Here is a 26,555-nt window from a genome sequence, read left to right as displayed (position 1 = left end):
TGGGCGCACATAAAAAAGCAACTCCCTTTTTGCAAGTCGCTTTTAAAACACTCTATAGTGAATCTTAAGTTATTATCTAATATCCTCACCGCTTCGCCTTATAAAACTCATGATACAGCTTCAGAGCCAAGGATATCGATAAGTGTAATTTCATTACCTTCTTTGTCCGTCCCAATTGGATCATGCAGAGATACATCTTTACGAGTTTTCTTGAGCGAACGTAGGTGCATTAGGATTTCGTTTTCAATACAACGTGCTGCAAATGTGGCTAGTTTGGTTCCTTTGTTCGGACGATAGCTCTCGATGGCTTTAATCAAACCAATGGTTCCGATGGAGATTAAGTCCTCCATGTCTTCTCCGGCATTATCGAATTTTTGAGGTTGTGGACACGATACGATGTCAAAATCCACTTTCTTGATAGAAAAGCGTTGATAGAAGTATGAAGGTTTTACCGGATGGATGGCTCTTTTTTGTTATTCATTGTCCTTTTTTAATAGTCACTTCGTTTTCTTAAATTTTCACTTGATATCAACAACTTAAAGAAAACAGTTGAAAGACATGATATTTAACATAGTTTGAACATGTTTACAGTCACATCCGGGAAAGAATTAGCTGTGTTACGATATATCTTATTACTCTAGAGGAGTATTAATAATGTCAACAACTTGCAAAAGAGGTGTGTAATTGAAACTTCCAACAATCCAATTCGGACATATTAAATCGAGAGTTCCTGTTATTCAAGGTGGAATGGGTGTAGGCATATCCTTAAGTGGACTAGCCGCTGCTGTAGCCAATGCAGGCGGGATCGGCACCATCTCTGGTACAGGGATCACTCCTGATGAGCTGAGAATGCATATTCGCAAAACAAGAGAACTCTCTAAAGGGAATGGCTACATCGGTGTGAATGTACTATTCGCAGTGAAGGACTTTGCCGAAAAAATGAAGATTGCTTTGGAGGAAAAGGTTGACTTTATTATTTCCGGAGCCGGAATTTCTAGAGATATTTATGCTTGGGGTAAAGAATATGGTACTCCTGTCGTAACTATTGTTTCATCCGCCAAATTAGCCCGAATTTCCGAAAGACTTGGTGCCTCCGCAGTCGTTGTGGAAGGGTTCGAAGCTGGAGGCCATTTAGGTACAGACAGATCCATGTTTGATATCCTTCCTGAAGTCTTAGAGACCGTTTCGATTCCTGTTATTGCTGCCGGTGGAATTCTAACAGGGGATGATATCGCAAAAGCCCTTCGGATCGGCGCATCTGGTGTTCAAATGGGTACCCGTTTTGTGGCTAGCCTTGAGTGTGATGCTCCCTTAGCCTTCAAGCAAAAGTATGTAGATGCTCAGCAAGGAGATACTGTCCTAATCAAGTCTACTGTGGGTCTAGAAGGTAGAGCGATTCGGAATGAATTTACGGACCGGATCAGTAATGATGCCAAATTAAAGATAGTCAAATGCTATAATTGTCTAAAGGTTTGTTCACATCGCTTCTGTACAATGGAATCCCTGCTCACTTCCCTTAGAGGAGATGTTAAGAACGGATTGGTTTTTGCTGGGTCCAGAGTTCATGAGATTAAAGAGATTTTGTCCGTACAGCAGATTATCGACAATTTAATGGATGAGTATCAAGGGGCACTGAACCCGACAACTTAAGGTTGTTATAAGATTCAAAAGCACGATTAACCACTTAAGCAAGCTTGGGATTTCCGAGCATAAGTGGTTTTTTTATTTCGCTTGATACTCAAATTTAGTTATATTTAATAAGCTTTTGTGTTGTATTTAACCAAAGATTTCCGTACCTTTCTTTTTAATTGCAACAACAGCTAAATATCTTCACAGCCAAAATGCAATGTGCCCAATCCCCAGGATAATCGCAAAAGATGACTGGATATATGTACTCTTCAGAGCACCACTTAACAATTTGCCCTCTCCCTTTCTCATGTATTTTTATGAGTTGGTTTAATACAAAAATTCGCTGAACTATATCTTCTCTAAAAAATTCTAATATGGTCCTTGAAGCTTTCTATGTATGCCGGTTAACGGATACTACCTTGTGATTATGAGTTTACCGCTTAGCCTTATAAAACTCATGATAAAGCTTCATGAGCGCCCTCTTCTCTATCCTCGAAACATAACTCCGCGAGATCCCCAGCTCTTTGGCAATCTCCCGCTGCGTCATCCAGAATATCAAGGTTACGATATATCTTACTCTTTTCGATCTTCAGATCGACTTCTTTAATGACATCATCAGCTTCGGAGCCAAGGATATCGATAAGTGTAATTTCATTACCTTCTTTGTCCGTCCCAATTGGATCATGCAGGGATACGTCTTTACGTGTTTTCTTGAGCGAACGCAGGTGCATCAGAATTTCGTTTTCAATACAACGTGCTACAAATGTGGCTAGTTTGCTTCCTTTGTTTGGACGATAGCTCTCAAAAGCTTTAATCAGGCCGATGGTGCTAATGGAGATCAGATCCTCCATGTCCTCCCCATTGTTATGCGAATTTCTCGAGGTTATGGACACGATGTGAGGTCAAAAAAATAAACCAATTACGATCGATTCTGATTCGAATTGGTTTCCTTTTGCATATTATATTTAATTTGTAGTTTCCGATTGAGTTCTTGTGTACATCCTGGTAATCCATTTAAATAACACTTTACTTGATCAATCAACTCTAAGTGAGATATCAGATTATTCATACTTGTTAAATTGCGTCTAACAATATCCTTGGTTTCAATATGATAGCCACCGTTTTTCACACGTAGAGCGATACATTCAATATTTAGCCGAACATTTGCTAGTCCCATATAAAACACAATAATTTCAAAGCCTTGTTCCTTTGCATCCTCATCTGCCTTATAACGTTACCACCCGCTAAAATGGTTTCCACAATGAAATCCCACTTATTCCAGATACACTACCTGGCTATTCTTATGGCTTCTTTCCCAGCAGATATTTTACTCTTTTCAGGATGCCCATTAGTGATCTTACGGCTATGCATCTGGAATCATCAGTGATTCTGCTTTATGCCATACTCCGATATAGAATCTTCCACTTTCATGAAATGAAAAACATAATATTCTCCGTTAATTTTTAGCTATTCCTTTTCTTTTTCATTTCGTCAAATTCACATAGAGATAAGTGAAATTCAAGGTTTTTGGTGATGCAGCTGGATGATGATACTCAATATCCTATGGATTCTCCAGAAACTATCATTAAATGTAATATATTTAATGCATTAGTTTACATATACATTACATAAAATAATTAAAAGAGAAGTCTTTTTCTTTTTACAAACTTAAAATATATTAAATTCATAATATTCATTGACTGAAACAAATACTAGTGTTATATTTCCTAACATTAAATAATAAAATACATACAGGAAAAGGAGATTACGCACATGAATAAGTTCAAACGTCAACGTGAAACTAAAAGAGAGCATTCTGGTTCCACCCGCTCTGAATATTCACCAGCAAAAAAAAATTGGAGTAAAAAGCAATTTATAGCTACTTCAATTGTGTTATCTGTTATTGCTACGAGTGTAATTCCGTTCCAAACAGCTGACGCTTTAACTAGAGTTACTTCAGAAAGTGGCACAGTATGGGAGATTCACGATGTTTTTGCTCCTAGCTTAGACACAGGAAGTTTACGTACAGTTGGTGCTACACAAGTACAAGGTTTCGGCAATATCTTTGTTAAAGTGTCCTCGCCTTCAGCTCCACTGATGAATGGTCAAATGATGCGTGGGTTTGACTTGAAATATGACGGCGTTAATAAGTTTACTTCGGCTCAATCTGTAAATCTAGGAAATGTAACTGTAACACGTGAGGTGTATGTGGATACTATTCATAATCGAACGAGATTCTTTGATACTTTCACTAATAAAAATGATGTGGCAATAAAAGTTGATGTATCATTCGGTGGCTCTTTAGGATATGGTACAACAACAAATGCTTCAGTAGTTAAGGCAACCTATTCAGGCGATCTAAAGGTAACTACAGATGATTCATGGATTGTTGTAGATAGTAGCGCCAAAAACAATAAGCCGCTAGGCGTTGCAGTGGGATCTCCAAAACCGTTTGATAATGGATTAACCGGTCTAGGTAATCAGCAACAGGATCCATTCACAATACCCTTAGCTGAGCATGGAAATGAAGCGAATTTCTATGGGTTCATTAACACATTAAATATTAGGCCGGGTGAGTCGAAGTCCCTAGTAAATTATGTACAAGTTGGAGAAGCTGGTGAAGAAGGATTAAAAAATCTGGTTGCTAGTCTAGATGGACTTAATAGTCTGCTAGACGTAACCGGATTAACAAACGCACAAATTCGTTCAATTAGCAACTGGGATATATCTGCTATAGAGGGACTTGATACTGGAGATCATCTGGTTATTCCAAATGCTCCTGCACCTAAAGAATTAGTAACTTCATCGCCGTATGATGTTAAGAATAAATCCATTGCAGAAATGCAGCAGGATATGGTTACTGGCAAAACTACTTCTGTACAAATTACTCAAGCCTATTTAGATAGAATCAAGGTATACGATGAGGGGCAATTGGGATTCCATGCCTTCCTGCATGTATCTGAAACTGCGCTTAACCAAGCAAAGGCTGCTGACGATGCCCGTGCACAAGGTGTAAAAGGTGATTTATTGGGTATTCCAATTGCGATAAAAGATATTTATGATACAAAGGATATGCCTACTACCGGTGGCAGTAAAGCTCTTGAAGGCTGGCAGCCTGATTCTGATGCATACCAAGTGAAAAAACTGCGGGAAGCTGGAGCTGTAATTATTGGTAAAGTAAACACTTCTGAGTTTGCTAACAGCGGAAGCTTTAGTGAAAGCGGCTGGCAGCAAACATGGAATGCACTCTATCCATCGAAAACATCTTTTGGCTCAAGCGGCGGGTCTGCAGTATCTGTTGCAGCTGATTTTGCAGCAGCAGCAATGGGATCGCAAACAGGGGTATCTCTCTATGCACCAACTACAGGCGCTAGCTTAAAAAGCTTCCGGGGTACAGACGGTATAGCAAGTACTACAGGTGTACTGCCACTCACTTGGGGACAAGATTATGCAGGTCCCATTGCTAAAACAGTAACTGACCTAGCCATTATATTGAATGCTACAACGGGTACGGACCCACAGGATATTTTCACAGTCACTGCTGATGCAGATCATAAGCGTCCAGTGGATTGGAAGGAATCTCTGGATGCTAATGCATTGAAAGGAAAGAAAATTGGATACATTCCTGCATCCTTTGTATCTGCATATGCTGATGATGATACTGGACAGGCAGTGATGGATAAGTTCTCAGAGCTTCAAGCAGCGGGTGCGACTATGGTTGAAATGTCAGCTGTACCATCAGGCCCTAGTCGTCCTTCAGGTATTAATGGATCTACTGAAGGTTGGGCACGTTATATTGAGCTTCATAAGGACTTCCCTTATATTGATGGAGCAAGTGTACTAGCTTCAGATAAAGTGCTTATCTATAACCAAAGAGGATATAGTACCCCAACTCGTATGACTGAACAGGCTGTACAAGATTACATTAAGTATAGAACTGACTATAAGGAAGTTATCAAAGGCTGGATGGACGCGAATGGTGTTGATGCTGTTGTTTATGCAGGTTTTATTAGCGACATATATAACAATGACGCAGCAGCTTCTCAATTAAGTTCAGACCGTAATACAGGCGTATTAACCTCTACTATGGGACTACCTACGGTAGTTGTTCCTGTAGGAACGAATGACAGCGGATATTCTATCTCTATGCAACTGGTTGGTAGAGCATGGGACGATGCAAAAGTTTTAGGCATGAGCTACGCTCTTGAGCAACAAAGTCAAGCTAGACTACTTACAACATTTGCTCCAGCACTTCAATACGTTTCAAACACTACTAATCCTGATCCAAACACAGATAATGGACCAACCCATCCAAATACTGGAGGAGGTACAGTGACACCTCCAGCAATAACAACGCCTATAGAAACACCGGCACCTGCAGAAACAATAACACCAGCAGATAAGCCGAAAGTTGTTAGTTTTGTAGATACAATGAATCATTGGGCAAAAACAAGCATTGACGCACTAATTGCTAAGGGATTATTGACGGGATATTCCGATGGAACATTCCGCCCAAATTCAGGTTTGACTCGTGCGGAAGCCATCAAGGTAATTGCAACGCACATGGGACTTGAAGGACATGAAAGTAACTTTACAGATGTAGCTTCAACTCATTGGGCGAATAAGTTTATCGGTGCAGCTGCCGGATCAGGCTTGATGAACGGATATAGCGACGGAAGCTTCCGTCCAGATGAGAAGATTAGCCGTAGTGAATTAGCGGCACTAATCACTCGAGCCTTTAAGCTAACTGGTACTGGAAACACATCATTCAAAGATGTTAAAAGAAATGCATGGTATTATGATTCCATCGATGCACTCGCATCCAATAATATTATTACAGGGTACGCAGACAGTACATTTAAGCCTGAAAAAGATATTACTAGAGCTGAGTTTGCAACTATTGTATCCAGATTACTAGAAACTAATAATTAAAATAAGTTCAATTATAAATGACAGAGTACTTGAGTAACCATGTTTACAGGAAGGGCCATCCCGAAAGGGATGGCCTTATAACTTGCCGTTACAGATAGTGCGATGAACTGTATCATAAGTAGGGCGAACCCTATCCACACACAAAACGACTCATCCGTAGATAAGTCGCTTTTCAAGTTTTATTATTAATGGATTATTACTGTGTAATTGTCATCAGTCTTACCGCTTCGCCTTATAAAACTCATGATAAAGCTTCATTAACGCCCTTTTTTCTATCCTCGAAACATAACTCCGCGAGATCCCCAGCTCTTTGGCAATCTCCCTCTGTGTCCTCTCTTCTCCACCTGTATCCAGCCCAAACCTACCCACCACAACTTCTTTCTCCCGGTCATCAAGAATATCTAGGTTACGATATATCTTACTCTTCTCGATCTTAAGATCGACTTCTTTAATGACATCATCGGCCTCGGAGCCAAGGATATCGATCAAAGTAATTTCATTACCTTCCTTGTCTGTCCCAATCGGATCGTGCAGAGATACATCTTTACGAGTCTTCTTGAGCGAACGCAGGTGCATCAGAATTTCGTTTTCGATACAACGGGCAGCAAAAGTGGCCAGCTTTGTGCCTTTGTTCGGGCGGTAGCTCTCGATAGCTTTAATCAAGCCAATTGTTCCGATGGAGATTAAATCCTCCATGTCTTCGCCGGTATTATCGAATTTTTTGAGGTTATGGACACGATACGATGTCAAATAATTTCGTTTATTCAATTCAATAAGTTTAAAACCACTGGTAATTCACTTCTGTGATTAAGAAATTCCACGCAGAAATGTATAGTGTATTTCCTCACTGACTTTGGTTTGTTTCATGTCCATCTATGTAATAAACCTCATCGTCTCCGAACATATGGAATACACTGGATTTTCCGCATCATCCTGTTCCAGAACGGATGGTTGTCGATCTGTGATGCATTCACCTAAAGCGTCCAAAACACAAACTCATAAATTCACACTATCTTCTCCAATAACAATCTGTAATCCTTATTCATTTACCGAGAACCTTCATAACTTGAACCGTAAATCATGCGAATCGTTATCAAACAATACTGTCAATTTACAACTGCACCAAGGGATAATTTTTTTCATTTCGATTCATGAGCATAGATTTCCGGATGACATTAGAATATAAAGTGTTAGACTTCATGTGTTGATCATACGATGTTCTTGAAAATTATATTGTCAGAGAGATATATAAGTATTAGACTGACTCCAGAAATAAAACAGAAGCAGCCGGCATCTATTCAAGGTCACCTGTAGCTGCCGTGTCAATCGTTACACGAACCAGAAGCAGCATGAGCACATCAACTCGGAGTCGACCGCTGTCGCCGGCATGTGTCGAGCAGGACATTGTGAGCGCCAAAATAACAAAGTAATCGATCAGTAACAGTTCGGACATGCAGTTGAGCCGGGAAAACCTATGAGATCAATCGCAGATACTCGGAGCTAGCTGCCTGCGCTCTGATCGAAACTGCTCGGGATCCAGGTTGCCGTGCAAATTGAACTAGAGAGAGACACCGATTCTCATGTCAACACGTGATCATCGTGGAAGCTGGGGGACAAGAATCCGAAAGCACGAGTGGCAAGGCATACTGAAAAAAAGGCAAACCAAAAATTCGAGCGATCATCTCATAGAAAATCCTATGACGATGGGTGTAAATTAAAGATGCTAGATCAGCACTTCATGGGACGGTTGCCCCGTCGTGAGCCAGCGAAAACATGTCGGCAAATTCTTCAAAATTTTAATAGATCTTACGAGGTATTGGGACTGATTTGGAAAACACCATCTATCATTTATAATTAGCGATTTCATAAATGCCGTAAGCACTTTAATCGACCAACTATGAGTTAAATTTTAATATATTACTGAATTATTGTACTTAGAAGCAACAGTAGGATTTTTTTAAGGCTACTATTTGTATAGAAAGGGTGGATTTAGTGGGGTATACATTTAAAGATATAACTGATGAGTTGTTTAAGCAAATCAAATCAGAAGACTGGACTGAGCAGGATGTAGTCCATAATTTCTATATCAGTCAAACGAAAAACTTTAAAGAAATAATTAGTACAATTAATTTGGAAGAAGAAATTGAGTGGATAAAAACTGGTGGGAATTTTTCATTTAATGAGAGTGATCGAGATTTTTGGATCAATGTTTTAAAGGATTTCACGAAAAAAATGGATCCGCTAAGACGTGCAGATTATAGTAAAGTTGATAATGGATTCGTTGTTTGGCTATTCGAAGGGGTTATCGAGGTATTCCGTAATGCCGGTTTAGAGGATGACAGACTTGAAATAGTGGCGAAAAAAATGAATACTCGAGTTAATTATTCAATGAGAAAGCGTAGATTTATAATTGAATCTATGCAGGTTAGAATGCAGGAGCTTATTGAAGAAAATGTCGATAGTGTCTCATGCTATTTGGGGGTTACAGAGAAATATCAGTGGCTTCTTGGTTTGGAAAATGATTTTTATCAGTTTATCTCAAAGTGGTTAGATTTGTTTTATCTCATGAAAGAAATAAGGTGCTGTGAAATGGGAGATATTATTGAACAAGCAGCAAATGAAATGAGCCTAGCTGAAACTTATGAGGCACATGTAGATTTTGTTATTGCAGAGGTACTGTCTAAAAGACTCAATGAAAATACAGAATACTCCAGTCTGTATGATCAAAGAAATAGAATGTTAGGAATTTCTGAGAGCATAGAGGAAAACCTTGCTTTATCTAATGGTGAGAGTCTACCTAAAAATAAACCAATAAAGAAGCCACACGTTGCAAAAGTAGAAAGGAAGTTTATGGAGATTAATAAAAGGTTGCAATATCTCTTCATGGACATAAGACAACAAGTTATTAAAGAGTTTTTCCCAAATTACACGAAGGAAGCTTATGAAGAAAAGGATCCGGATTATTCTTCTTTGATGCCTGTTGAAGAACTACTAGAAATGGCAATAAAACAACAGAAAGAAGCACAGGAAGATGATGACATGAGAAAAACGAATCCATCCATAGATCTTCCTGATATTGATTTTGAAGCACTTAGAAAACAATTGGAATATCAGAAGCTGTTGTGAATTCTGCATAAAATTTTCACAATAGTAAATTGTGTTGAGTCGATGATAATATTATTCTTGCAGGTAGGAAGGGCCCCCTACTGTGTAAATTTAGGGAAGTGATTTGCGGCGGATTGCAACTGAAGCAGTTTACGTACCATTATAATAGCTGGGAGGAAACCGAAATGTTTACGCAAACTGATACCTATAACATCGTACTCGCCAAAAAGCTAGAGCTGGATTGGGAGGAACAAGATAATCTGCAGCAAGCATATGACACCTACATTAGTCTCTCAGAAATGAAGCAGAAACAATTCGACAATTTGATAGACCAGGCTCTAAAACAGTGTAAAACTGACTTTGACTGTTTCCCGGAAAGTTATCCTGACGCAGAGTCCATGGAGCAACGCGATGAAATAATTAGTGATATAATCGCAAAGTTAGAGCTAATCTTCGATGAGTATCTTGAATAAAATTCGAAACAAAAACATCGTCATACTGACGATGTTTTTGTTTCGAAAATGGTGTTTTCTGATAATAATATGTTTTTAGATTCCAATAACGACTACACTAAACCTGCGTTCACCTCCGGGACGATTTAATGACCTAAAGTTATAGGAGATTTGTCCATGCTTGTCTTTTCCGCAGCCGACATCGCGCTCATCCCCCTGAAAGTTCTCTAAATTATTAAGAAGATGTTTCATCACCTCCTCTTATGCTGAACTAAACGCAAGTTCAAATTCAAACCTTTTTAGAATATTTAAATATATCCGAAAGTATACGTGGATTCGAGGTTCATTTAACAAGCATCCGTTATACTTAAATAGATAGATAAATAAAAAAACATCGTCCGTATTTGACGATGTCGAATTATAGTTCAAATTCCTTCAGTATTTTCTTCCAACCAGAGACTTAGTTCCCCTAATAATTCAGAATAACCCACTATACTTCCGTCATTAACATCCGGGAACAACTGAATATATACAAGCGGCTGTTCTGTTTGAACGATATCTGCTCTACGATCCCGACTATAGACGCAAATCACTCTATCCACAACAGTACGACGTTTGTTACGACTAGTGGTGTTTTCTCCGCTATAATTGATACTTTGATATTTTGAAAGTTGGGTAAACACATCGTTAGTGTATGACTCATTGTACAAGGATTTGTACCTACGGTGTTTGGCATCCATCGCCACACAGGAAATAAACGTCGGTTCTAGTCCCTTCCTATATAAATCAATACGAATATCTGGCTGGATAACCTGACGAGAATAAAATGGATCTCCAGTGCGCGCAGCATCCTCCCTCATTTCAACGTATCGATCATACCATATATGAACAATCCACCCTTCGTTTTCAAATTTCAAGCAGTATCCGGAATCCAGCTGCTGCAAAAGCTTCAGTTTGGCACCTTCTACCACACTGAATCCGCATCTTTGAATCATATTTACCACCTGAAAAAATACGAATTGTTCATATACTTTCCAGGTTGGCTTTAATACCCGTACAGTATGCTTAGCCGCTTGATTACCAAGCAATACTTTACGTCCGTCTTCCACCCATTTGCTGATTAAACGGTAGTGCAGCTCTTTTAATGGCGGCTTATACTTACCGCGAGGAACTTCTTTAAAATTCGTAGACAACAAAATATAGGTCAAACGCCCAGTCATATTTTCCACTGCTACATTCCATCGTGAGAGAACTCCGATTTCTCGTTGCTTTTTGTTAATTTCTTCCTCTAGACGACTAATTCGAAATTTCATGGCGTTTCTAGATTCAAAAGAGATATCATGGGCATGAAAAAAACGGTGCTTGTGCTCTTCACTGGCTAGCTTCTCTTCTTCTTTATGGCTAATGACAGCTCTCGCCTGGTTCAAATCGGAACTAATAGCCTTTCCAACAGCTAACAACTCGTGTTTCCAAACTAGGAGAATATGTACCATCCAGCGGTTTTGTGGGATGTCCATAGACAGCAATTTACGTTTGTTATACTCAGACTGGCCTCCACGGACATCCTTCCAACGTAAACTTTTATGGTCTTGTTTCTTCTCGAACTCATCGATCGAATAGGCAGTTTTTATAGCATCTAACGGATTTCGCTCTAATTGGATCAAAGAAGATGACAACTGATCCTTCTGATCGATTAGTCGAAGAACATAATCATAATAAGCTTTATTTTTCAATATTTCGTGCTCTTGACTCGTTGAAGTTTGGGTATATATGAGATCATAAATCATCCCATCAATTTCTTGTTCTAAAACAGAATGTATGTGTTGAACTTGTTCTTGTGTCAAATGTATAGGAGACACGGAGATCCCCGAACTATATATCTTATCTTCTAATTGAACTTCAAAAAAATAAACTCCCAAACGCCAGGGAAATTCAGTACTGTTTTGTGAACGATACACATATTCCTGATGATCCCTACTAGTTAGAGGTACAATCATTTCTTTTTGTTTACCATGCTCATCGTAAATACTGGTTTCCAAGACCATCTTCACGCCATCCAATGGCTCTCCATTTTTTGAGTAAAGTCGAATTCCTAGCGACACATTTTCTTTCACGGGAGTTAAAAGATGGATGGAAGTAGGGACGTGTTGTCTACTCCAAAAATATCTGACTGGAATTCGCTCAGAATATTCAGTGAAAAACTCCAAGACAAAAGGCAGATCTTCCGCATTAAAGTGCATAGCCGTTCCTCGTTAATTCCCTTGCTTTTTGCTTCAAGAACGTAAGCGAGGATAGAAAAACTTCTTCACCTTCTCCCTCTTCCATTAGCAACTGCGCAATATATCCCCGTTGATAGCGGTTTTCAGAATCAAACATGCCAATAAGCTCTTGTACCTGCTCCCTATGTCCTCTTATTTTAGTTAGAATGCGTTGCTTAATTTGATAATCAAAAGCTGTACTTCGTGTTATCAGAGGGTTGCCGTCAGAGTCAGTTGGCACATTTGATAGGTACCTTTCTATTCCCTTGTATATCCTGAAACTCACCCCAATTTGGGCATCAAATTCACGCATTCGATCATGAATTCGATCCAATAGTAAAATTTCATGATCTTCCATATCGTTTACTGGCTTAGTCCAAACTGTTCGAAAAACGTCTCGGTTTACTACGGTCGTAAGATCCAACTCAACCTTCTCTTGTTCTTTTGGTACGCTTGCTTCCCCAAAGGTTAATTTTTCCAAAAATATGACATTGGTCCTGTCCAGCATACGGTTAGAGAAATCTTTAGTTGTTTCATCAAAATTAGCCGTTCCGACAAACAAGACGTTATCACGAATAGGAATACAACCCTTTGCCAATTTTTTATTGTGACAAACAGAATTCTGGCTATAAATTCGTAAATCACGCTGATCTTGCGGAAGCTCCATAAGAGAAATAAACGGAGAGAAATAGTGTTCTACTTGCCCTAAATTCATTTCATCAAATAAAACCATGAAAACTTCATCTGGGCATTGACTTGCCTGCTCTAAAAATGATACAAGTCCTGTTTCACTCTCCATAAAAAGCCCCAACTGTGGATTTAAGTATCCCAATATGTCAGCTGGCTCCGTATAAGAGGGTGAGATGGGTACATACAGTAAATTTTCGTCTTTTTTGAGACCCAAAGCTTTAGCATATAAGAGAGCTAATTGAGTTTTCCCTGTGCCGCTCATTCCACCTAATATAGCAATACTCCCGGTTTTTAGGGAGGTGTGGAAATTTATAAGTGCTTCTTCTTCTTGATACACTAGTTTCTCTTCACGTGCATAATGTTTTAGTCGGGCAATAAAGTCGATTTCAGACAAAATATCCCTCGTATCTTGAGACGCTGGTGCCTCTTTCTTATCATCTTCTTTTAATGGAGCGTCTTGTATAAGCAATGGTAAGCCCTTATGATTCAAAATGTCTCTTAATTCACCTGCTTTTTTGTCGGTTATAAACCCAATTTCTCGATAGGCACACTTAAGGTTCCCCCAGAAATCCTCAAAATCGGTAACCGCCATTTTACGTATCGATTCTGGTTTCAAAGCATAGTAAGTTGTCATATTAACTTCGCTACCCTTTAAAATATCTTGTTCCGGGATGAAATACAAAAATCCGTCACACAATATAAATTCAGGTGTTTCCATATGGTTTGGATATTCGGGAAGCTGAAAAGGAGTACCTTCCAAGAGAGCCTTTTCAAAGCGAATAGCCGGCAAACCTTTTTTCACTTGAGGAACGGCCACATAAAAATTCGCCTCACGATTATCTTCCGATACAAAAACAATATCAAAATTGTAATGATACGGGTGTTCTGTATTGTCATGCCTTAGATTTAGCTTTGGTTTAAAGAGTATTAGCTTACCTTCCAAGTGGTCTCGTAAAAACTCCACTTTATTAGTTTGTTCGTAGTATTTTATCGTACGTAAGTATCGCTCGTTACGCTCATCAAAAGAAACGTAACAATCCTTTTCATGTTTAATTTCTTTTACCGGTTTCGGCTCTTCGCTTATCGCCTGTATGTAAAATACAATTCCTCTATCTGACCGATGAGTGAATGTTACACTTTTTCGCTCAAGCCCTAAAGCTGGTATAAATGTTGGGTCATTATCATCGGCAAGCCTACCAACGATGTAACAACTGCTTAATTCACGCTGTGTTTTTGGATTTAATAACATAATTTTTCCTCCATCACTCTGTCCTGTAAGATTCTTGCGCATTCCTGTATTAGTATTATGTCATCATGAAATTCTTCAAATGAAATATCGTTATTTGTAAAAAAAAGACGAAGTTCCATCCACTCTTTCGTATTAGTGAAACAATTTCGATCAATCATCCAAATTGTTTCTTTTATCTCGTCTATGTTCTCTTTCCGTTTTTCGTATATGTATGCTTTCGGGACGATCATTCCCTCGAATAACTTACAGATTCTTTGATCTATTGTCTCTGTAACAATGATAACCTTATTGGATCTAGGTAATAATTCATTCCACAATTGATGAAAGTTTTCTAATTCCATACGTTTAGAATTTTCCTCCCTCAACTGAGTTTGTAATTGGTCTATTAGTTCATTGGAGACATCATCATTTGATTCGGCAATACGAATGTTGGCATAATACGAAAATACTACTGACCCCAATTCCTTAATATCAGGAAGCAAAGCTAACTGCCCTAAAAATCGCCTGTTGCCTGATAATGTGTTTACGTATTCGATCTTTGATATATTGTCTGGCTTACCTTTAAGAACTTCCTTAATCTCTAGATAGTTGAGCTCGAATCCTTTTTCCTCTACAAAGCGTTCATATTGACCTAAGGTTGGATATGTGGTCTCGGAAATCATTAGTTTAACAATTGCTGTCTCATCGACTTGGTACACACCAAGAAACCAATCTACTTTCGCTTGTGCATTTTGTACAATCTGATTGTAATGCATTGTGTAAAACTCCCGATTTCGGTCATACAACACCGCTAATCGCTGATAAGGTCGTAATGAACTATCCATCATTATACGAGGTAGCAATGTGTAAAAATCATCGTGATTCAAATCTGACCTTCCCCTAGTGACATCCATGGCAATATCTTCATAAAACACATTAATTGGGATTGCAGCATTCCTTCTTTTTTTTCTTCCAATTCCTAGTTTTAACGCATTAGAGACTACATTACGTATGTTCATAACAGGCCTTGATGGTAAACTTGCAAGGCGAAAACCATCTTCAGACAAACTTAAAATATTGCAGATATGAATTAACTCAGATTTGAGTAGCACTTTCGGTAGCCAGTCACTTTCATGCATGTCATAACCTCCCTTCCATATCTTATCAACTCTATCAAGATTCGACAATCAAATATCCCAGTTTAATTAGGGTTTTTACACTAAAAAATAAATATTTGATGTTTTGAACTACACTGATAGGTCTCACGTATGTGTAAATACAAAATCTTTTCTTCTAGCACATTTTTCTTAATAAATAACAGTGTTATATCAATGCTCCTATCACCATAGCAAGAAAAAGAAAGAGTAATATTTTTTTAAAAAAGGACTATCTATAAAGGAGATAGTCTCAGAGTGTCGAGAAACCCAGGTCATTTTAAGATCTTGGGTTTCTTTTCATGTTTAGGTAGTTGTAAAATCGGGGGAACAAGGGATTACCCCTGCTTTTCCAGGCGATGCAGGTGGATCGCCATCTTCTTCATGTTCTGCACGGCTGCCGTCATCAGTTCCTGTTCACTGACGTTTCGGAGTCCACGCAAACGGCAATAACGAAACCCATGGAGCTCTTTAGCATCCGCTAAGTTTCGCTCAATCGTCTCTTTTCGTTTGCGGTACAACTGCTTGCCAGACTTGCTGAGCCGGTTGTTCCGGACCCAATCTTTACTGTCCTCCCAAACGTGCCGGGTTACCACCTTCCGGTGATTTCGGGACTGTGTATATTGGCCCAGCAACGGGCAACTCTTGCAATACTCCGGATCGGAAGCATACTGTCGGTAACCCTTGCGGTCTGTGGTTCGGTATTTCAATTCGTGACTAGTTGGACAAACATACAGATTACGTTCGGGATCAAAGGTAAACTTCCACTTTGGAAACAAGCCTTGCTTGGGATGAAACCTCCGGTGAGCAATCACGGCAAAAATCTTTCGACTTTTTAGACCCCCACAAATTGGTGTAGTCAAATATCCTGAATCGAGTGCAACAGCCTCAACAGCAAACCCAAAACGTTCTTGCTGGCGATCTAAACGCGACAAATAGGGCACGGAATCATGAACATTTCCGGGCGTTACGTGCACATCGGTAATGAGATTGTACTTGGTATCGACCGTACGGTGGTCCAAATAAAAGAAGCCTTCTGGTTTACCCTCCCGAATCATATATCCACTGTCTGGATCGGTTGTGCACACTTTAATTTCTTTCTCTTCGTCCACTTCCTCTCTGGGTTTCAGGGCTTTTTTCCATGTTCTTTCCGGTCTTCGGCCACGGCGGCATTGAGTTCGTCTACGTAATCTTTGGTATTTCGTAGCACTTGTTGTTTGGTGTACTGGTGTTTATTCGCATTGGCTTTCACATGGGTCGAATCGGTCACGAGAACACGTCCGCCAATCATTCGGTGTGAAATGCCTTGGAGAACAATCTCATCGAAAATATCCTGAAAGATAGTTGTATCTTTAAACCGGGTCCGCCGGTTCCAGCTAATCGTTGTATGGTCGGGAACCTTATCGCCCAACCCTAGTCCTAAAAACCAACGGTAGGATAAGTTGGTTTGGATTTCTCGCTCCAATTGACGTTCAGAACGAATACCGTAAAAGTATCCAAGAAAAATCATCTTAAATAAAATAACTGGATCTATAGCTGGGCGTCTGTTATCGGCACAGTATGCGGTCGAACCTTTTCATCGATAAAAGAAAAATCGATATATTTATCCACCTTACGAACCAAGTGGTCTTCGGGGGCCAAATCTTCTATGGAAACAAATTCGTAGGATTGTTGTCTTTCTCGGTTGGAACGTAACATTCAACACACCATCCGTTCTATAAATAGTTTCCTATATTTCAGAACATTAACGCGATGTCGTCTTAAATAATTAGAGCGTAAAGAAGGCTGTCGAGAGCTTCTCGACAGCCTGGGACTATCTATAAAAGAGATAGTCTCTTTATCTATTATTTATTTAATAGTTTGATTTTTCCGAATTTTCAAATTCTCACGTCCTCTTTTTTAGACTTAGCTTCCTCATACCCGAATAGAATAAGTTCACGAATAACCTCTTTAATATAGGCTCTATCCATCATAAGTCTGCTTTTCAAATTGACCATACAAGTTACAGTTTCTTTTCCTAAAACTACTCACTGGTCTGTGGTATCACTCCTACCGTGTAGAACATTCTGCTACTATTCACCTTTGCATAACATTACATGGCCAGAGAAGACAGAATTTTCATTTGATTCGTTAATGAGTCTATTATCTGATTATTGCCTTCATAAAAATCTCTTTGAAGTACATTTCCCATAATAAATAATTAGTAGAAATGTAAATCTTCTTTTAAAGTATCTTTCTGAACACCACTTAATCTTTAGTTTTCTACTTTTCTCATGAATTTTTAATAGCTGATTAAGAACAAAAATTCGCAACTATATCTTCAGCTATAAAAAATTGTCTCCTAATTTTTTATTTGTGTCTGATATGGACCTTGGTGTTTTTCACTATTTTCATATACAAGAGACAATTGAATATAATGATCATATATTTCTTTGTATGTCATAATAATACCTTCAGCAGTTAAAAAGTTAATTTTCTGAATATGCTTTCTTATATTTTTTTAGCATCAACTACTCTGACTTAACAAAAAAGCAACTTCCTTGTTGGCAAGTCGCTTTTAAAATGCTCTATTGTGAACCTTTAATTATTATCTAAATTACCGTCTAAATCTTATCGCTTCGCCTTATAAAACTCATGATACAGCTTCATGAGCGCTCGCTTCTCAATCCGTGGCACATAGCTGCGACTGATACCAAGCTCCTTGGCAATCTCTCTCTGAGTCCGCTCTTCTCCACCTGTATCCAATCCAAACCGACCCACTACAACTTCCTTTTCCCGGTCATCCAGAATATCAAGGTTACGATAAATCTTGCTCTTTTCGATCTTCAGATCTACTTCTTAAATGACATCATCCGCTTCTGAGCCGAGGATATCAATGAGTGTAATTTCATTACCTTCCTTGTCTGTCCCAAACGGATCGTGCAGGGAAACGTCTTTCCGTGTTTTCTTCAATGATCTTAAGTGCATCAGGATTTCGTTTTCAATACAGCGAGCCGCAAAAGTGGCCAGCTTTGTGCCTTTCTGCTAACCCGAAATGCTGGAGCCAAACGTATGGGAAATCCTCTATAAACGTGTCAATAAAGGGCACTTAGGCAAGGAACGGACGCTTCAAGAAATTGCGGATGAAAAAGGCATCACACGAGAGTGTATCCGCCAAATCGAGATTAAAGGATTCAAACAGCTCATGTTCCGTCACATGCCATTGCTGTTTACGCTCTATGAATCGGTCAGGGGTAAGCTCAATCTGCTGACAATCGAAGAAATCGTGAACAGCCCAGCTATAGTTCCTCATGCTCTGCAACTAAAATAAAATACATATATTTCTGACTTATATAGAAGTGATTCTGTCATCATTAACGTCCTACTTCCCTTAATATTTTCCCATCCAATTATTTGACTCAAACAACTTCTGTTCATGTAGTATTCTTGCCGATAAAAAAGGACGCTCCCATGCAATTTCTTGGGCTACATCCTCCTACTATATTACCTGTGATGCGACTTCTAAAGCGCTTATTTTCTTGTCAGTCGACGAAATATTTATTTATCCTTGTCAGGTATTCACCTACGCCTTTCTTGTATAAAATAACTTAGCTATTCTTCGAAATAGATCTGCAATATAAGTTTTTAATTTAGCTCTTATTTTATAACAATATCCCTTTCTAAAATCCAGAAAAACTTTTCCTCTTTCTTCACGATAAAGACCATCTAAGATTATGATTCATCTCTAGTCCTAGAATTTTATTGTTTATATTGTTATCACTTTTACATATACTATTCAACAAAGATGGAATCAACTCATTTTCCAACACTACTATTTCATCAATGCCTTCAATAATCCTATTTATAATTGCAATATCTTTAGTAAAGTTATATTTTATAAATAAATTTCTATGTGATAGTGATTTTTTTTCTATCATCTTATAATTTTCTAGAATTTTATCACTCTTAATTATATATCCATTATCGATCATAAATTGTATTCTCATCACCATGATCTTTTTGTGTTCCCATAAAGCATGAAATGGCCTTATATCAAAAATTGCTTCATCATGTGTTAGCAGTGCTATATATTCCTTCAAATTATTATATACTTCTAACCCTTTTACACATCCTGAAAAAGATTTGCTCCAATTAGATGAGCGAATCTCAGGTGAAGCGGATTTCCAATAGCCATGTAGCGTGTCAACTACACGAAGTAAGTCAAATTTTTCATGACTATTAGATTTTTTTCGTAACAAACATATTTTAGAATCTAATCGATCTTTACGTTTTTCTAAAGAAAAATATGCTGATTCAAACTGCGAAAATGAACATTTACTAAATCGGTATTTGCCACTAAGATTGTCTGCAATATAGAAAACTTTCTCGTTTTCATTGAATCCATATAACATTACGTCGTGGGGGTATGAGTACTTCCCAAATCCATAAGATCCAGGAATATAATATTGTTCTAAAACCATAAACAAATAATACCCATCTCTAATTAATGCTTTCATACATTCAACAATATTTGTTTTATTTTCACTCTCAATAATCTCTTTATTCAAGATATTAATATCTAAAAAGGGACAAAAATTAGTCTTAGCTGGAAACCAATCAGGCTCGTCCATATTTATGACCAAACCCTTGTTCTTTTTTACAGGATCAGAGAACAATTGTCCAAAGCGACTTAAAAACCACGGAATATATGAGTCCTCATCAGTACCAATTATTGAAAAAACACTCCCAAAATGAGAATAGCCATTTATTATAGGATGGACTACAGGTAACTTAATTTCGCTTAGCATATCAGTAACTCCCTACTATAGTTTTTAGATTATGTAAAAAGAATTAGATCAGATAACGTTTCTAGAAGAGTCATTTTGAACAGCAGATATTTTGATGTCAGTTGCTCCATCCTCAATAAAATAAGTAAATATAAGTTATTACCTATAATCTCTTCTGGCTGACTTCTATTTCTCATTTTGTAAATAATATATGTATTACTGTTAAGCTCGTTATCTCATCAAGAATAGTTGTGCTTCACCTATCGCTTACGACTTTCAAATAGAATTATTATTGCGGAAAAAATTTGAATAATAATAAGTGAACTGTTCTTTCCTCTACCACTAGCAATTTGTAAATTATTACATGATTATTTTTTTTTGAATTCATCATACCAAGATTCATAATCTACAACTATTATATCATCTACATTTCTTTTCCTTGAGCAAACAGCTATTACATAACCTTCAATAGCATACTGATAAAAATAATAATCATCTATTTGACCTTGATGTTTACAAATAAAATCCTCATCGTTTTTTATTATCGAAAATGAGTTCAAATTAAGAAAAAATCCAGTGCCAATAGTTTTGATGTAACTTTCTTTAAGAGTCCAAATTTCAAAAAAAGCCTTGAATTTATCCAAACTATTATCTATATAGGTATTTTCTTCATATGTAAAGAATCGTTTAGCAATGGTTAAATCAATATTAGTTATTTTCTCGATATCCACTCCTAACGGCTGATTGTCTATGACGACACAGATCCAACTACCTGAATGTGAAATATTAAAATGATACTCCTCATTCTTTAAGAATAACTTTCCATAATCATTACAATAAAATTCTAGTTCATTAATGCTTTTCTGTAATTTTAGACTTAAAATCCAACATGAAAGTGCATTAGATAACAACGACCTTTGCTTATCTATTTCTTTCCTCATTTGTTTAATCTTACTTCTTTTAAATTTAGGTATAATCTCCATAAACTTATCGTCAAGCACCAAATTATTTGGTATTTGCATTAAATATAATTTTGTCAATTTATCATCTTCTTATTTAAGATATTCGGTCTGAGAAAAATTAACTTTATTTTTAGGGATAATTGAGCTAAATAATGGTGTTTTTGAAATATGAATGACTGTTTCAATTAATAAACATGTAAGTTTGTTTGTAATTGACAAGCCAAATTCCTGCTTACCTTTCGAACTGAGATTTCTAAAATAATCTGATACTAATACCGTATTTTTATAAAAATGAGAGATTTATTTCCAGCTTTGGTTTAATTAAAGTTATGTTTATGCGAATTGTCTTTTATACCTTCTGAACATTTAATTTCATAAATCGTAACAAGTTTAAACAAACCTTACATAATAATTCTTGTTGAAAGATGAGTTCCAGCATGTGATTATATTCTGTCATAATTCTTTAAATTGTTCTCACAGAATCAGCAAGGTTTACACACAGAGAACTCATCCTCCCAGTTTTTGAAACGCAATAATCAATTTAAAACAAATAAAAAAAATTTGTCTAATCCATATTAATTAGACTCTCAATAGAACAATTAAGTTTACGTAATGTATTTAGATTTTCGAATTCAAGTTCTTCATCTACAAACTCAATGTTGTATGTTTCCTCCAAAGCAACCAATAGGTGTATAAAATTAAGGGAGTTTATTCCAAAATCCGCTAAATCATCGTCAAGTCCAAGTTCAAGTTCAAGTTCAAGTTCAAGTTCAAAAGATTCTACTTCATGATCCAATACTTCGTTCATCAATTCTTTAATTTTGAGAACATAATTATCTTGCATCTTTTTAATCTCCTTGTTAAATAATAATATTTTGAGCGAACTCCTTCATTTTTGAGAAAAGGACAGGGAGTTTATTTTCGAAAGGCTTTCGAATACCATTGTTTTTTAAAAAAAAATTTATATACCATATTTGTCTTAATAAAACAAAATAAGGAATCATCTCATAATCCTTAGGATTAATTGAATTGTTTTCAGTATAAGAATTTAAATAAGTATTCCAAATCTCCTTTTTCTTCTTCATACTATATTGACAATTAAAATGCAATTCCCAACAAAATACAGAAACGTCATATATTCTCCAAGAAAAACCAACAAACTCAAAATCAAAATGAGTTATATTACCATCCTTTCCAATATGCATATTATAGCCATGTAGATCTCCGTGGCAGATCCCCATGGGAGGATGAGAATCAGTATATAATTTTATTTTTTTTTCAATAGACTGGCAAATTTTCACTAGCACCAGCCGGTCTTCACTAGATATTTCCCTAATTGATTCTTGGATCTCATACAAGCTATCAAGTACATTAATACTATTAATTTTTTTATTATAATTAAAATTGTCTAGTATAGAATGAACTTTAGCAACCGATTCACCAAAAATGTGGGCATCCTTTCTTAAATCGATTTCCCTCCCTTCAGCATAAGAGAACAGTGCAGCATACCTACTACCTTCGGGTAAATATAAATTTGTTAGATAACTACGATCCTGCTTCTGTATAGGATAAGAAACTGTCACACCATCGGTGCTTTTTAAATATTCAAGCAAAGAAATTTCAAAATTGATTTGATCAATTGACCTTGAATTTGTTCCATATAAACGAAATATAAATAAATCGGTGTCTGCTTCTATTAAATATGTGTCATTCACACTAGCACTAATTAATTTACAATTATTAACAATTAATTTATATTCATTAAATAAAAATTTTATAATGAAAGATGGATGCAACAAAGACTGCGATACAACTAGTTTCAATACCTTTTCCCCCATGTCACACATTTGATTGAGAAGAGTATAGTTTTGTGTAGCGACCACCGTTTTTCAAAAGATCTTCATGTGAACCTGATTCAACAATTTTTCCATCTTCTAATACAATAATCATATCAGCGTTCTGGATCGTTGTTAAACGATGTGCAATAATAATTGCAGTCTTGTTCTCAAGAAGATTATCTATGGAGTCATATATCAACTTCTCATTTTCGTGATCTAGTGCAGATGTCGCTTCGTCCAACACAATTATTGGTGATTTCTTAAAAAATGCCCTGGCAATTGCTAATCTTTGACGTTGTCCTCCAGACAGTCTCCTTCCATTTTCTCCAACATTATAATTTAAACCACCCTGTAAATCATAGATAAAATGCGCATTTGCTAATTTTATAGAAGCATCAATTTCATCGGCGCTCTTATTCGAATCTCCATATGCTATGTTTTCAAGTATTGTTCCAGAGAATAGGTATGGTGTTTGGGGAATATAACTAATGTAAGAGCGAGATCGTTCAAGATTTTCAAACAAGTTTCTTCCGAATATCCTGATTTCCCCATTAGTGGGTTTCAATAACCCTAAACAGAGTCGAATAAAAGTTGTTTTACCGGCTCCACTTGCGCCTACCACAGCAATCTTTTGACCTTCATTTATTTGTAGAGTTATATTTTTTAAAGTTGCCCCGCTTTCATACTGGAAATTCACATTAACAAATTCAATAGCCGGGGTGGGTGATATTTGCTTTGAAACACAAATATCAGAAGTTGAATGCATCAGCTCATATTCAGATTGCAAATCTATGATAGAAAACACACGTTTAGCAGCTACTATGCCTTCCTGGGCTTTGCCTAATTCTTTGGTTATTTCCTCAACAGGTTGTTGAAGAGAACGAATAAGTGTAATAAAAACCGCGAAAGCACCAACAGTAATATTCCCATCAATTATTGAGAATCCTAAAATTACAAAAACTAATGTACTTATCAATTTACTTAACGTTTCAATTGACTGGATCATGAGATACTCAGTGATTTTTTGACTCTTGATATTAGAGTTTTCAGCTAATTGAGCATTCAGATATTTAGATAAAAAAACTCCCTGCAAATTATAGCTCCGAATCACTTGCATTCCTTGTATAAGTTCTTGAAGTATAATTCTTACTTGGGCCTTAGATTCTTGAACTCTCAAAGATACATGCACCATTTTTTTACTAAACTTCCTACCAATAAATATCAATAAAGGAGTGAAAACAACAATCATAACTGTTAATTTAAAACTGATTCGAGATAAGTACACAAAACTAGAAACAAAAAACACAACCCAAAATAAAGAATTAAAACTAATATAGCTTATTACTTGCGATGCTTTTTGTACATCTGAATTAAGCCTGCTCAAAAGATCTCCTGTATGATTACTTTGTAAATAAGAGAATGGTAACTTGTTAATTTTATCAAACAACTCTATTGAAATTTCCTTTTGAATAAGCTCATTTATATAGTTATTACAAAAAAATAAGATAAAAAAAAGTAGAATTAAAATAAGGGCTCCTGCGGAATACCACATCAACAAGTTGTTAAGCTGATTTCCATTTCCATTGTTTATAGCATTAAGGAAGTACTCTTGGATTGCCGAGTAGGTAATGTAATAAGTAACCTCAACAAATACAAGTAATAAAGCAAACAAAAATAATAATCTAAATGATCTTGTATAAGAGAACAATCTCAAATATATTTCTCTATTTTTCACACCTTTGTCCATAGTACCTCCCATAAATGTGTAACTTAACTTACCAAAGAAATGTTCATTGAACTATTATATTTTCCTTTCAGACTAATTAATTCTTCATGTGTGCCACTTTCTACTACGATGCCATTCTCCAAATAAATAATATTATCAGCATTTTTAATAGTTGATAAGCGATGTGCAATAATAAGTGTAATTCTATCTTTCATCAATCTCTCTAAAGAATTCTGTATTAATCCTTCACTTTCACTGTCAAGCGAGGCTGTCGGTTCATCTAAGAGTAGGATATTAGAATCCTTAAGAAATGCTCTTGCAATTGAAATTCGTTGCTTTTCTCCCCCTGATAAAGTAATTCCTCTCTCCCCTATAACAGTCTGATACTTATTCTTTGTAGAACAAATAAAATCGTGTATATTTGCTGATTTAGCTGCTTGTACAATTTCTTCGTTAGTAGCACTAGGTTTGCCGAATGAGATATTATCGTAAATTGTACCTGAAAATAAATAAGGATCTTGCTCTACAACCGCAATAGACTGCCGTAACTGGTCTATTGGTACCTCTTCAATAGGTTGATTTTCAATGAAAATATCTCCAGAGTCTTTTTCATAAAATCTTTGTAAAATTTTAAAAAGCGTTGTTTTCCCTGAACCACTTGGTCCAACAATCGCAGTAGTACTACCTTTTTTTGCAATAAATGAGACTCCATTAAGTACTTGACTTGATTCAAAAGAGAAAGTTACATCGGAATAGATAATCGCAGATGTACCTTTACAATTTTCTATTTTCAGTTGCTCATTATTTATATCCTCTTCATCTAAAACCATCATTTCAAGAACACGCTGTGCATTTGAAATCGACTGCTGCAAATTTATCCATGTAGAGGAAATATTCGATATAGGAAGTATCGCTTGATGATAAGAAACTGAAAATGCGATTAGTGCACCTATGTCCATAGAACCGTTTAAAACCTGATAACCGCCATAGCTAAAAATGAATACTAGTCCATAAATTTTAGAAAAAGTGTGCATCCTTGAAACGAAACTCTGCATTAGTATGGTTTTCTTTACTGTTTCCAAACGTTTTTCTATAAATTTCCGATAACGAGAGGACATTTGATCTTCTAATGAATAAGTTTTTACAATTTCATTACCTTGTAACGAATCTTGAGCAAATGCCTGCATTTCTGATTCAGTTCTTTGAATACGATCATAATGATTTCTATTGTAACCTGCACCTTTATTCTTTATTAAAGTTGGAACAACAAATCCAATAACTATTGACCCTAATGTAAGTACTGGGTCAAGAAAACTGAGATATGTAAGCATGAATATAATTTGAATAATATTTCCAAATAGATCAAATAGTGTTGTATTCATACCGGCCTGAGCTTTAGTAGAGGATTCCTGTAAACGGTAAATGATATCCGATGAATGATTTGCATCTAGTTCCTTTATTTTTATTTTTAAGACTTTTTTTATAAGTAACGATTGAATATGATAAGTCGATAAATTATTCAGAATCTGAACTCCTACATTTTTTGAAAATTTAAATATAAAATCCATTAAATTTATACCAATCATGATTAATATACTTTGTACCAACAGCACTGTGTCCTTATTTGTTGCAGCATTAATAATTCTACGTAACATCTCAGCGTAAGCAACAGTTAGAAAAGCCACTCCAAGTATTAATCCAGAAATAAATATATACCTTGGAATAAATTTCTGATTAAACCTTCTAAAGTTATTTAAAGCTGTGAGTGTAGAGTATTTTCCTAAATCATGTTCTTTCAAAATCAACACTTCTTTC

The 26,555-nt window shown here is 36.6% G+C and carries 17 protein-coding genes and 4 pseudogenes; 5 read left to right on the top strand and 16 right to left on the bottom strand.

Annotation, left to right across the window (positions count from 1 at the left end; all coding sequences use genetic code 11):
* Positions 1 to 116: 116 nt before the first annotated feature.
* Positions 117 to 377: pseudogene (locus MKZ09_RS08055) on the bottom strand (sigma factor); the annotation flags it as partial.
* A 307-nt stretch (positions 378 to 684) separates the two neighbouring features.
* Between MKZ09_RS08055 and MKZ09_RS08050 the strand changes: the two are divergent.
* Positions 685 to 1,650, top strand: a complete 966-nt coding sequence (locus MKZ09_RS08050) for an NAD(P)H-dependent flavin oxidoreductase (protein WP_076206759.1) — start codon at positions 685 to 687, stop codon at positions 1,648 to 1,650.
* Positions 1,651 to 2,062: 412 nt separating this feature from the next.
* Here the strand turns inward: MKZ09_RS08050 and MKZ09_RS08045 are convergent.
* Positions 2,063 to 2,495 (bottom strand): annotated as a pseudogene (locus MKZ09_RS08045) (sigma-70 family RNA polymerase sigma factor); the annotation flags it as partial.
* Positions 2,496 to 3,402: 907 nt separating this feature from the next.
* Here MKZ09_RS08045 and MKZ09_RS08040 point away from each other — a divergent pair.
* Complete coding sequence (locus MKZ09_RS08040; protein ID WP_081394335.1) at positions 3,403 to 6,561, top strand: amidase family protein; 3,159 nt, start codon at positions 3,403 to 3,405, stop codon at positions 6,559 to 6,561.
* A 219-nt stretch (positions 6,562 to 6,780) separates the two neighbouring features.
* Here the strand turns inward: MKZ09_RS08040 and sigK are convergent, their stop codons facing one another.
* Complete coding sequence (sigK, locus tag MKZ09_RS08035; protein WP_143767353.1) at positions 6,781 to 7,335, bottom strand: RNA polymerase sporulation sigma factor SigK; 555 nt, start codon at positions 7,333 to 7,335, stop codon at positions 6,781 to 6,783.
* Between the two features lie 520 nt (positions 7,336 to 7,855).
* A complete protein-coding gene (locus tag MKZ09_RS08030; RefSeq protein WP_179089607.1) occupies positions 7,856 to 8,014 on the bottom strand; it encodes a hypothetical protein in 159 nt (52 codons plus the stop codon).
* Between the two features lie 539 nt (positions 8,015 to 8,553).
* Here MKZ09_RS08030 and MKZ09_RS08025 point away from each other — a divergent pair.
* Both MKZ09_RS08025 and MKZ09_RS08020 read left to right on the top strand, forming a co-directional pair.
* The gene (locus MKZ09_RS08025) at positions 8,554 to 9,687 is read left to right on the top strand and encodes a hypothetical protein (protein WP_076206756.1); all 1,134 of its coding nucleotides are present in this window, start codon (positions 8,554 to 8,556) and stop codon (positions 9,685 to 9,687) included.
* Between the two features lie 164 nt (positions 9,688 to 9,851).
* The gene (locus MKZ09_RS08020) at positions 9,852 to 10,139 is read left to right on the top strand and encodes a hypothetical protein (RefSeq protein ID WP_076206753.1); all 288 of its coding nucleotides are present in this window, start codon (positions 9,852 to 9,854) and stop codon (positions 10,137 to 10,139) included.
* A 75-nt stretch (positions 10,140 to 10,214) separates the two neighbouring features.
* On the opposite strand, the gene MKZ09_RS08015 is transcribed toward MKZ09_RS08020, so the two are convergent.
* From MKZ09_RS08015 to MKZ09_RS07990, 6 genes and pseudogenes are all read right to left on the bottom strand, one after another.
* Positions 10,215 to 10,370: a hypothetical protein gene (locus MKZ09_RS08015; RefSeq protein WP_179089606.1), complete on the bottom strand. Its 156-nt coding sequence runs from the start codon at positions 10,368 to 10,370 to the stop codon at positions 10,215 to 10,217.
* A 173-nt stretch (positions 10,371 to 10,543) separates the two neighbouring features.
* The gene (locus MKZ09_RS08010) at positions 10,544 to 12,358 is read right to left on the bottom strand and encodes a nuclease domain-containing protein (RefSeq protein WP_076206750.1); all 1,815 of its coding nucleotides are present in this window, start codon (positions 12,356 to 12,358) and stop codon (positions 10,544 to 10,546) included.
* Positions 12,348 to 14,315, bottom strand: a complete 1,968-nt coding sequence (locus MKZ09_RS08005; RefSeq protein WP_076206748.1) for an McrB family protein — start codon at positions 14,313 to 14,315, stop codon at positions 12,348 to 12,350. Before MKZ09_RS08005 ends, MKZ09_RS08010 begins: the two co-directional genes overlap by 11 nt.
* Positions 14,306 to 15,433: a hypothetical protein gene (locus MKZ09_RS08000; RefSeq protein ID WP_076206745.1), complete on the bottom strand. Its 1,128-nt coding sequence runs from the start codon at positions 15,431 to 15,433 to the stop codon at positions 14,306 to 14,308. The genes MKZ09_RS08005 and MKZ09_RS08000 overlap by 10 nt, the downstream gene beginning before the upstream one ends.
* Before the next feature lie 353 nt (positions 15,434 to 15,786).
* Positions 15,787 to 17,146 (bottom strand): annotated as a pseudogene (locus tag MKZ09_RS07995) (IS1182 family transposase).
* 912 nt (positions 17,147 to 18,058) lie between these two features.
* Positions 18,059 to 18,469: pseudogene (locus tag MKZ09_RS07990) on the bottom strand (sigma-70 family RNA polymerase sigma factor); the annotation flags it as partial.
* Positions 18,470 to 18,482: 13 nt separating this feature from the next.
* Between MKZ09_RS07990 and MKZ09_RS07985 the strand changes: the two are divergent.
* Positions 18,483 to 18,758 carry a sigma factor-like helix-turn-helix DNA-binding protein gene (locus tag MKZ09_RS07985; RefSeq protein ID WP_076206743.1) on the top strand — a complete coding sequence of 92 codons (276 nt, stop codon included), beginning with the start codon at positions 18,483 to 18,485 and terminating at the stop codon, positions 18,756 to 18,758.
* A gap of 379 nt (positions 18,759 to 19,137) precedes the next feature.
* Here the strand turns inward: MKZ09_RS07985 and MKZ09_RS07980 are convergent, their stop codons facing one another.
* From MKZ09_RS07980 to MKZ09_RS07955, 6 genes are all read right to left on the bottom strand, one after another.
* On the bottom strand, positions 19,138 to 20,235 hold the full coding sequence (locus MKZ09_RS07980) for a hypothetical protein (protein WP_076206740.1): 1,098 nt from the start codon (positions 20,233 to 20,235) through the stop codon (positions 19,138 to 19,140).
* A 347-nt stretch (positions 20,236 to 20,582) separates the two neighbouring features.
* Positions 20,583 to 21,254, bottom strand: coding sequence for a 4'-phosphopantetheinyl transferase family protein (locus MKZ09_RS07975; protein ID WP_076206738.1), 672 nt, complete (start codon positions 21,252 to 21,254; stop codon positions 20,583 to 20,585).
* A gap of 487 nt (positions 21,255 to 21,741) precedes the next feature.
* On the bottom strand, positions 21,742 to 22,020 hold the full coding sequence (locus MKZ09_RS07970) for a phosphopantetheine-binding protein (protein WP_076206735.1): 279 nt from the start codon (positions 22,018 to 22,020) through the stop codon (positions 21,742 to 21,744).
* Positions 22,021 to 22,036: 16 nt separating this feature from the next.
* Entirely contained in the window at positions 22,037 to 22,999 is a 963-nt protein-coding gene (locus MKZ09_RS07965) for a phosphotransferase (RefSeq protein WP_076206733.1), read from the bottom strand.
* Positions 23,000 to 23,015: 16 nt separating this feature from the next.
* Positions 23,016 to 24,761, bottom strand: coding sequence for an ABC transporter ATP-binding protein (locus MKZ09_RS07960; RefSeq protein WP_076206730.1), 1,746 nt, complete (start codon positions 24,759 to 24,761; stop codon positions 23,016 to 23,018).
* A 23-nt stretch (positions 24,762 to 24,784) separates the two neighbouring features.
* On the bottom strand, positions 24,785 to 26,539 hold the full coding sequence (locus tag MKZ09_RS07955; RefSeq protein ID WP_179089604.1) for an ATP-binding cassette domain-containing protein: 1,755 nt from the start codon (positions 26,537 to 26,539) through the stop codon (positions 24,785 to 24,787).
* Between the last annotated feature and the right edge of the window lie 16 nt (positions 26,540 to 26,555).

It is taken from the genome of Paenibacillus sp. FSL R5-0908 (assembly GCF_038006245.1).
In the GTDB taxonomy this organism is placed as follows: domain Bacteria; phylum Bacillota; class Bacilli; order Paenibacillales; family Paenibacillaceae; genus Paenibacillus_AQ; species Paenibacillus_AQ odorifer.
The sequence above is the reverse complement of the archived record's forward strand: the minus strand, read 5'-3'. Positions and strand labels throughout refer to the sequence as shown.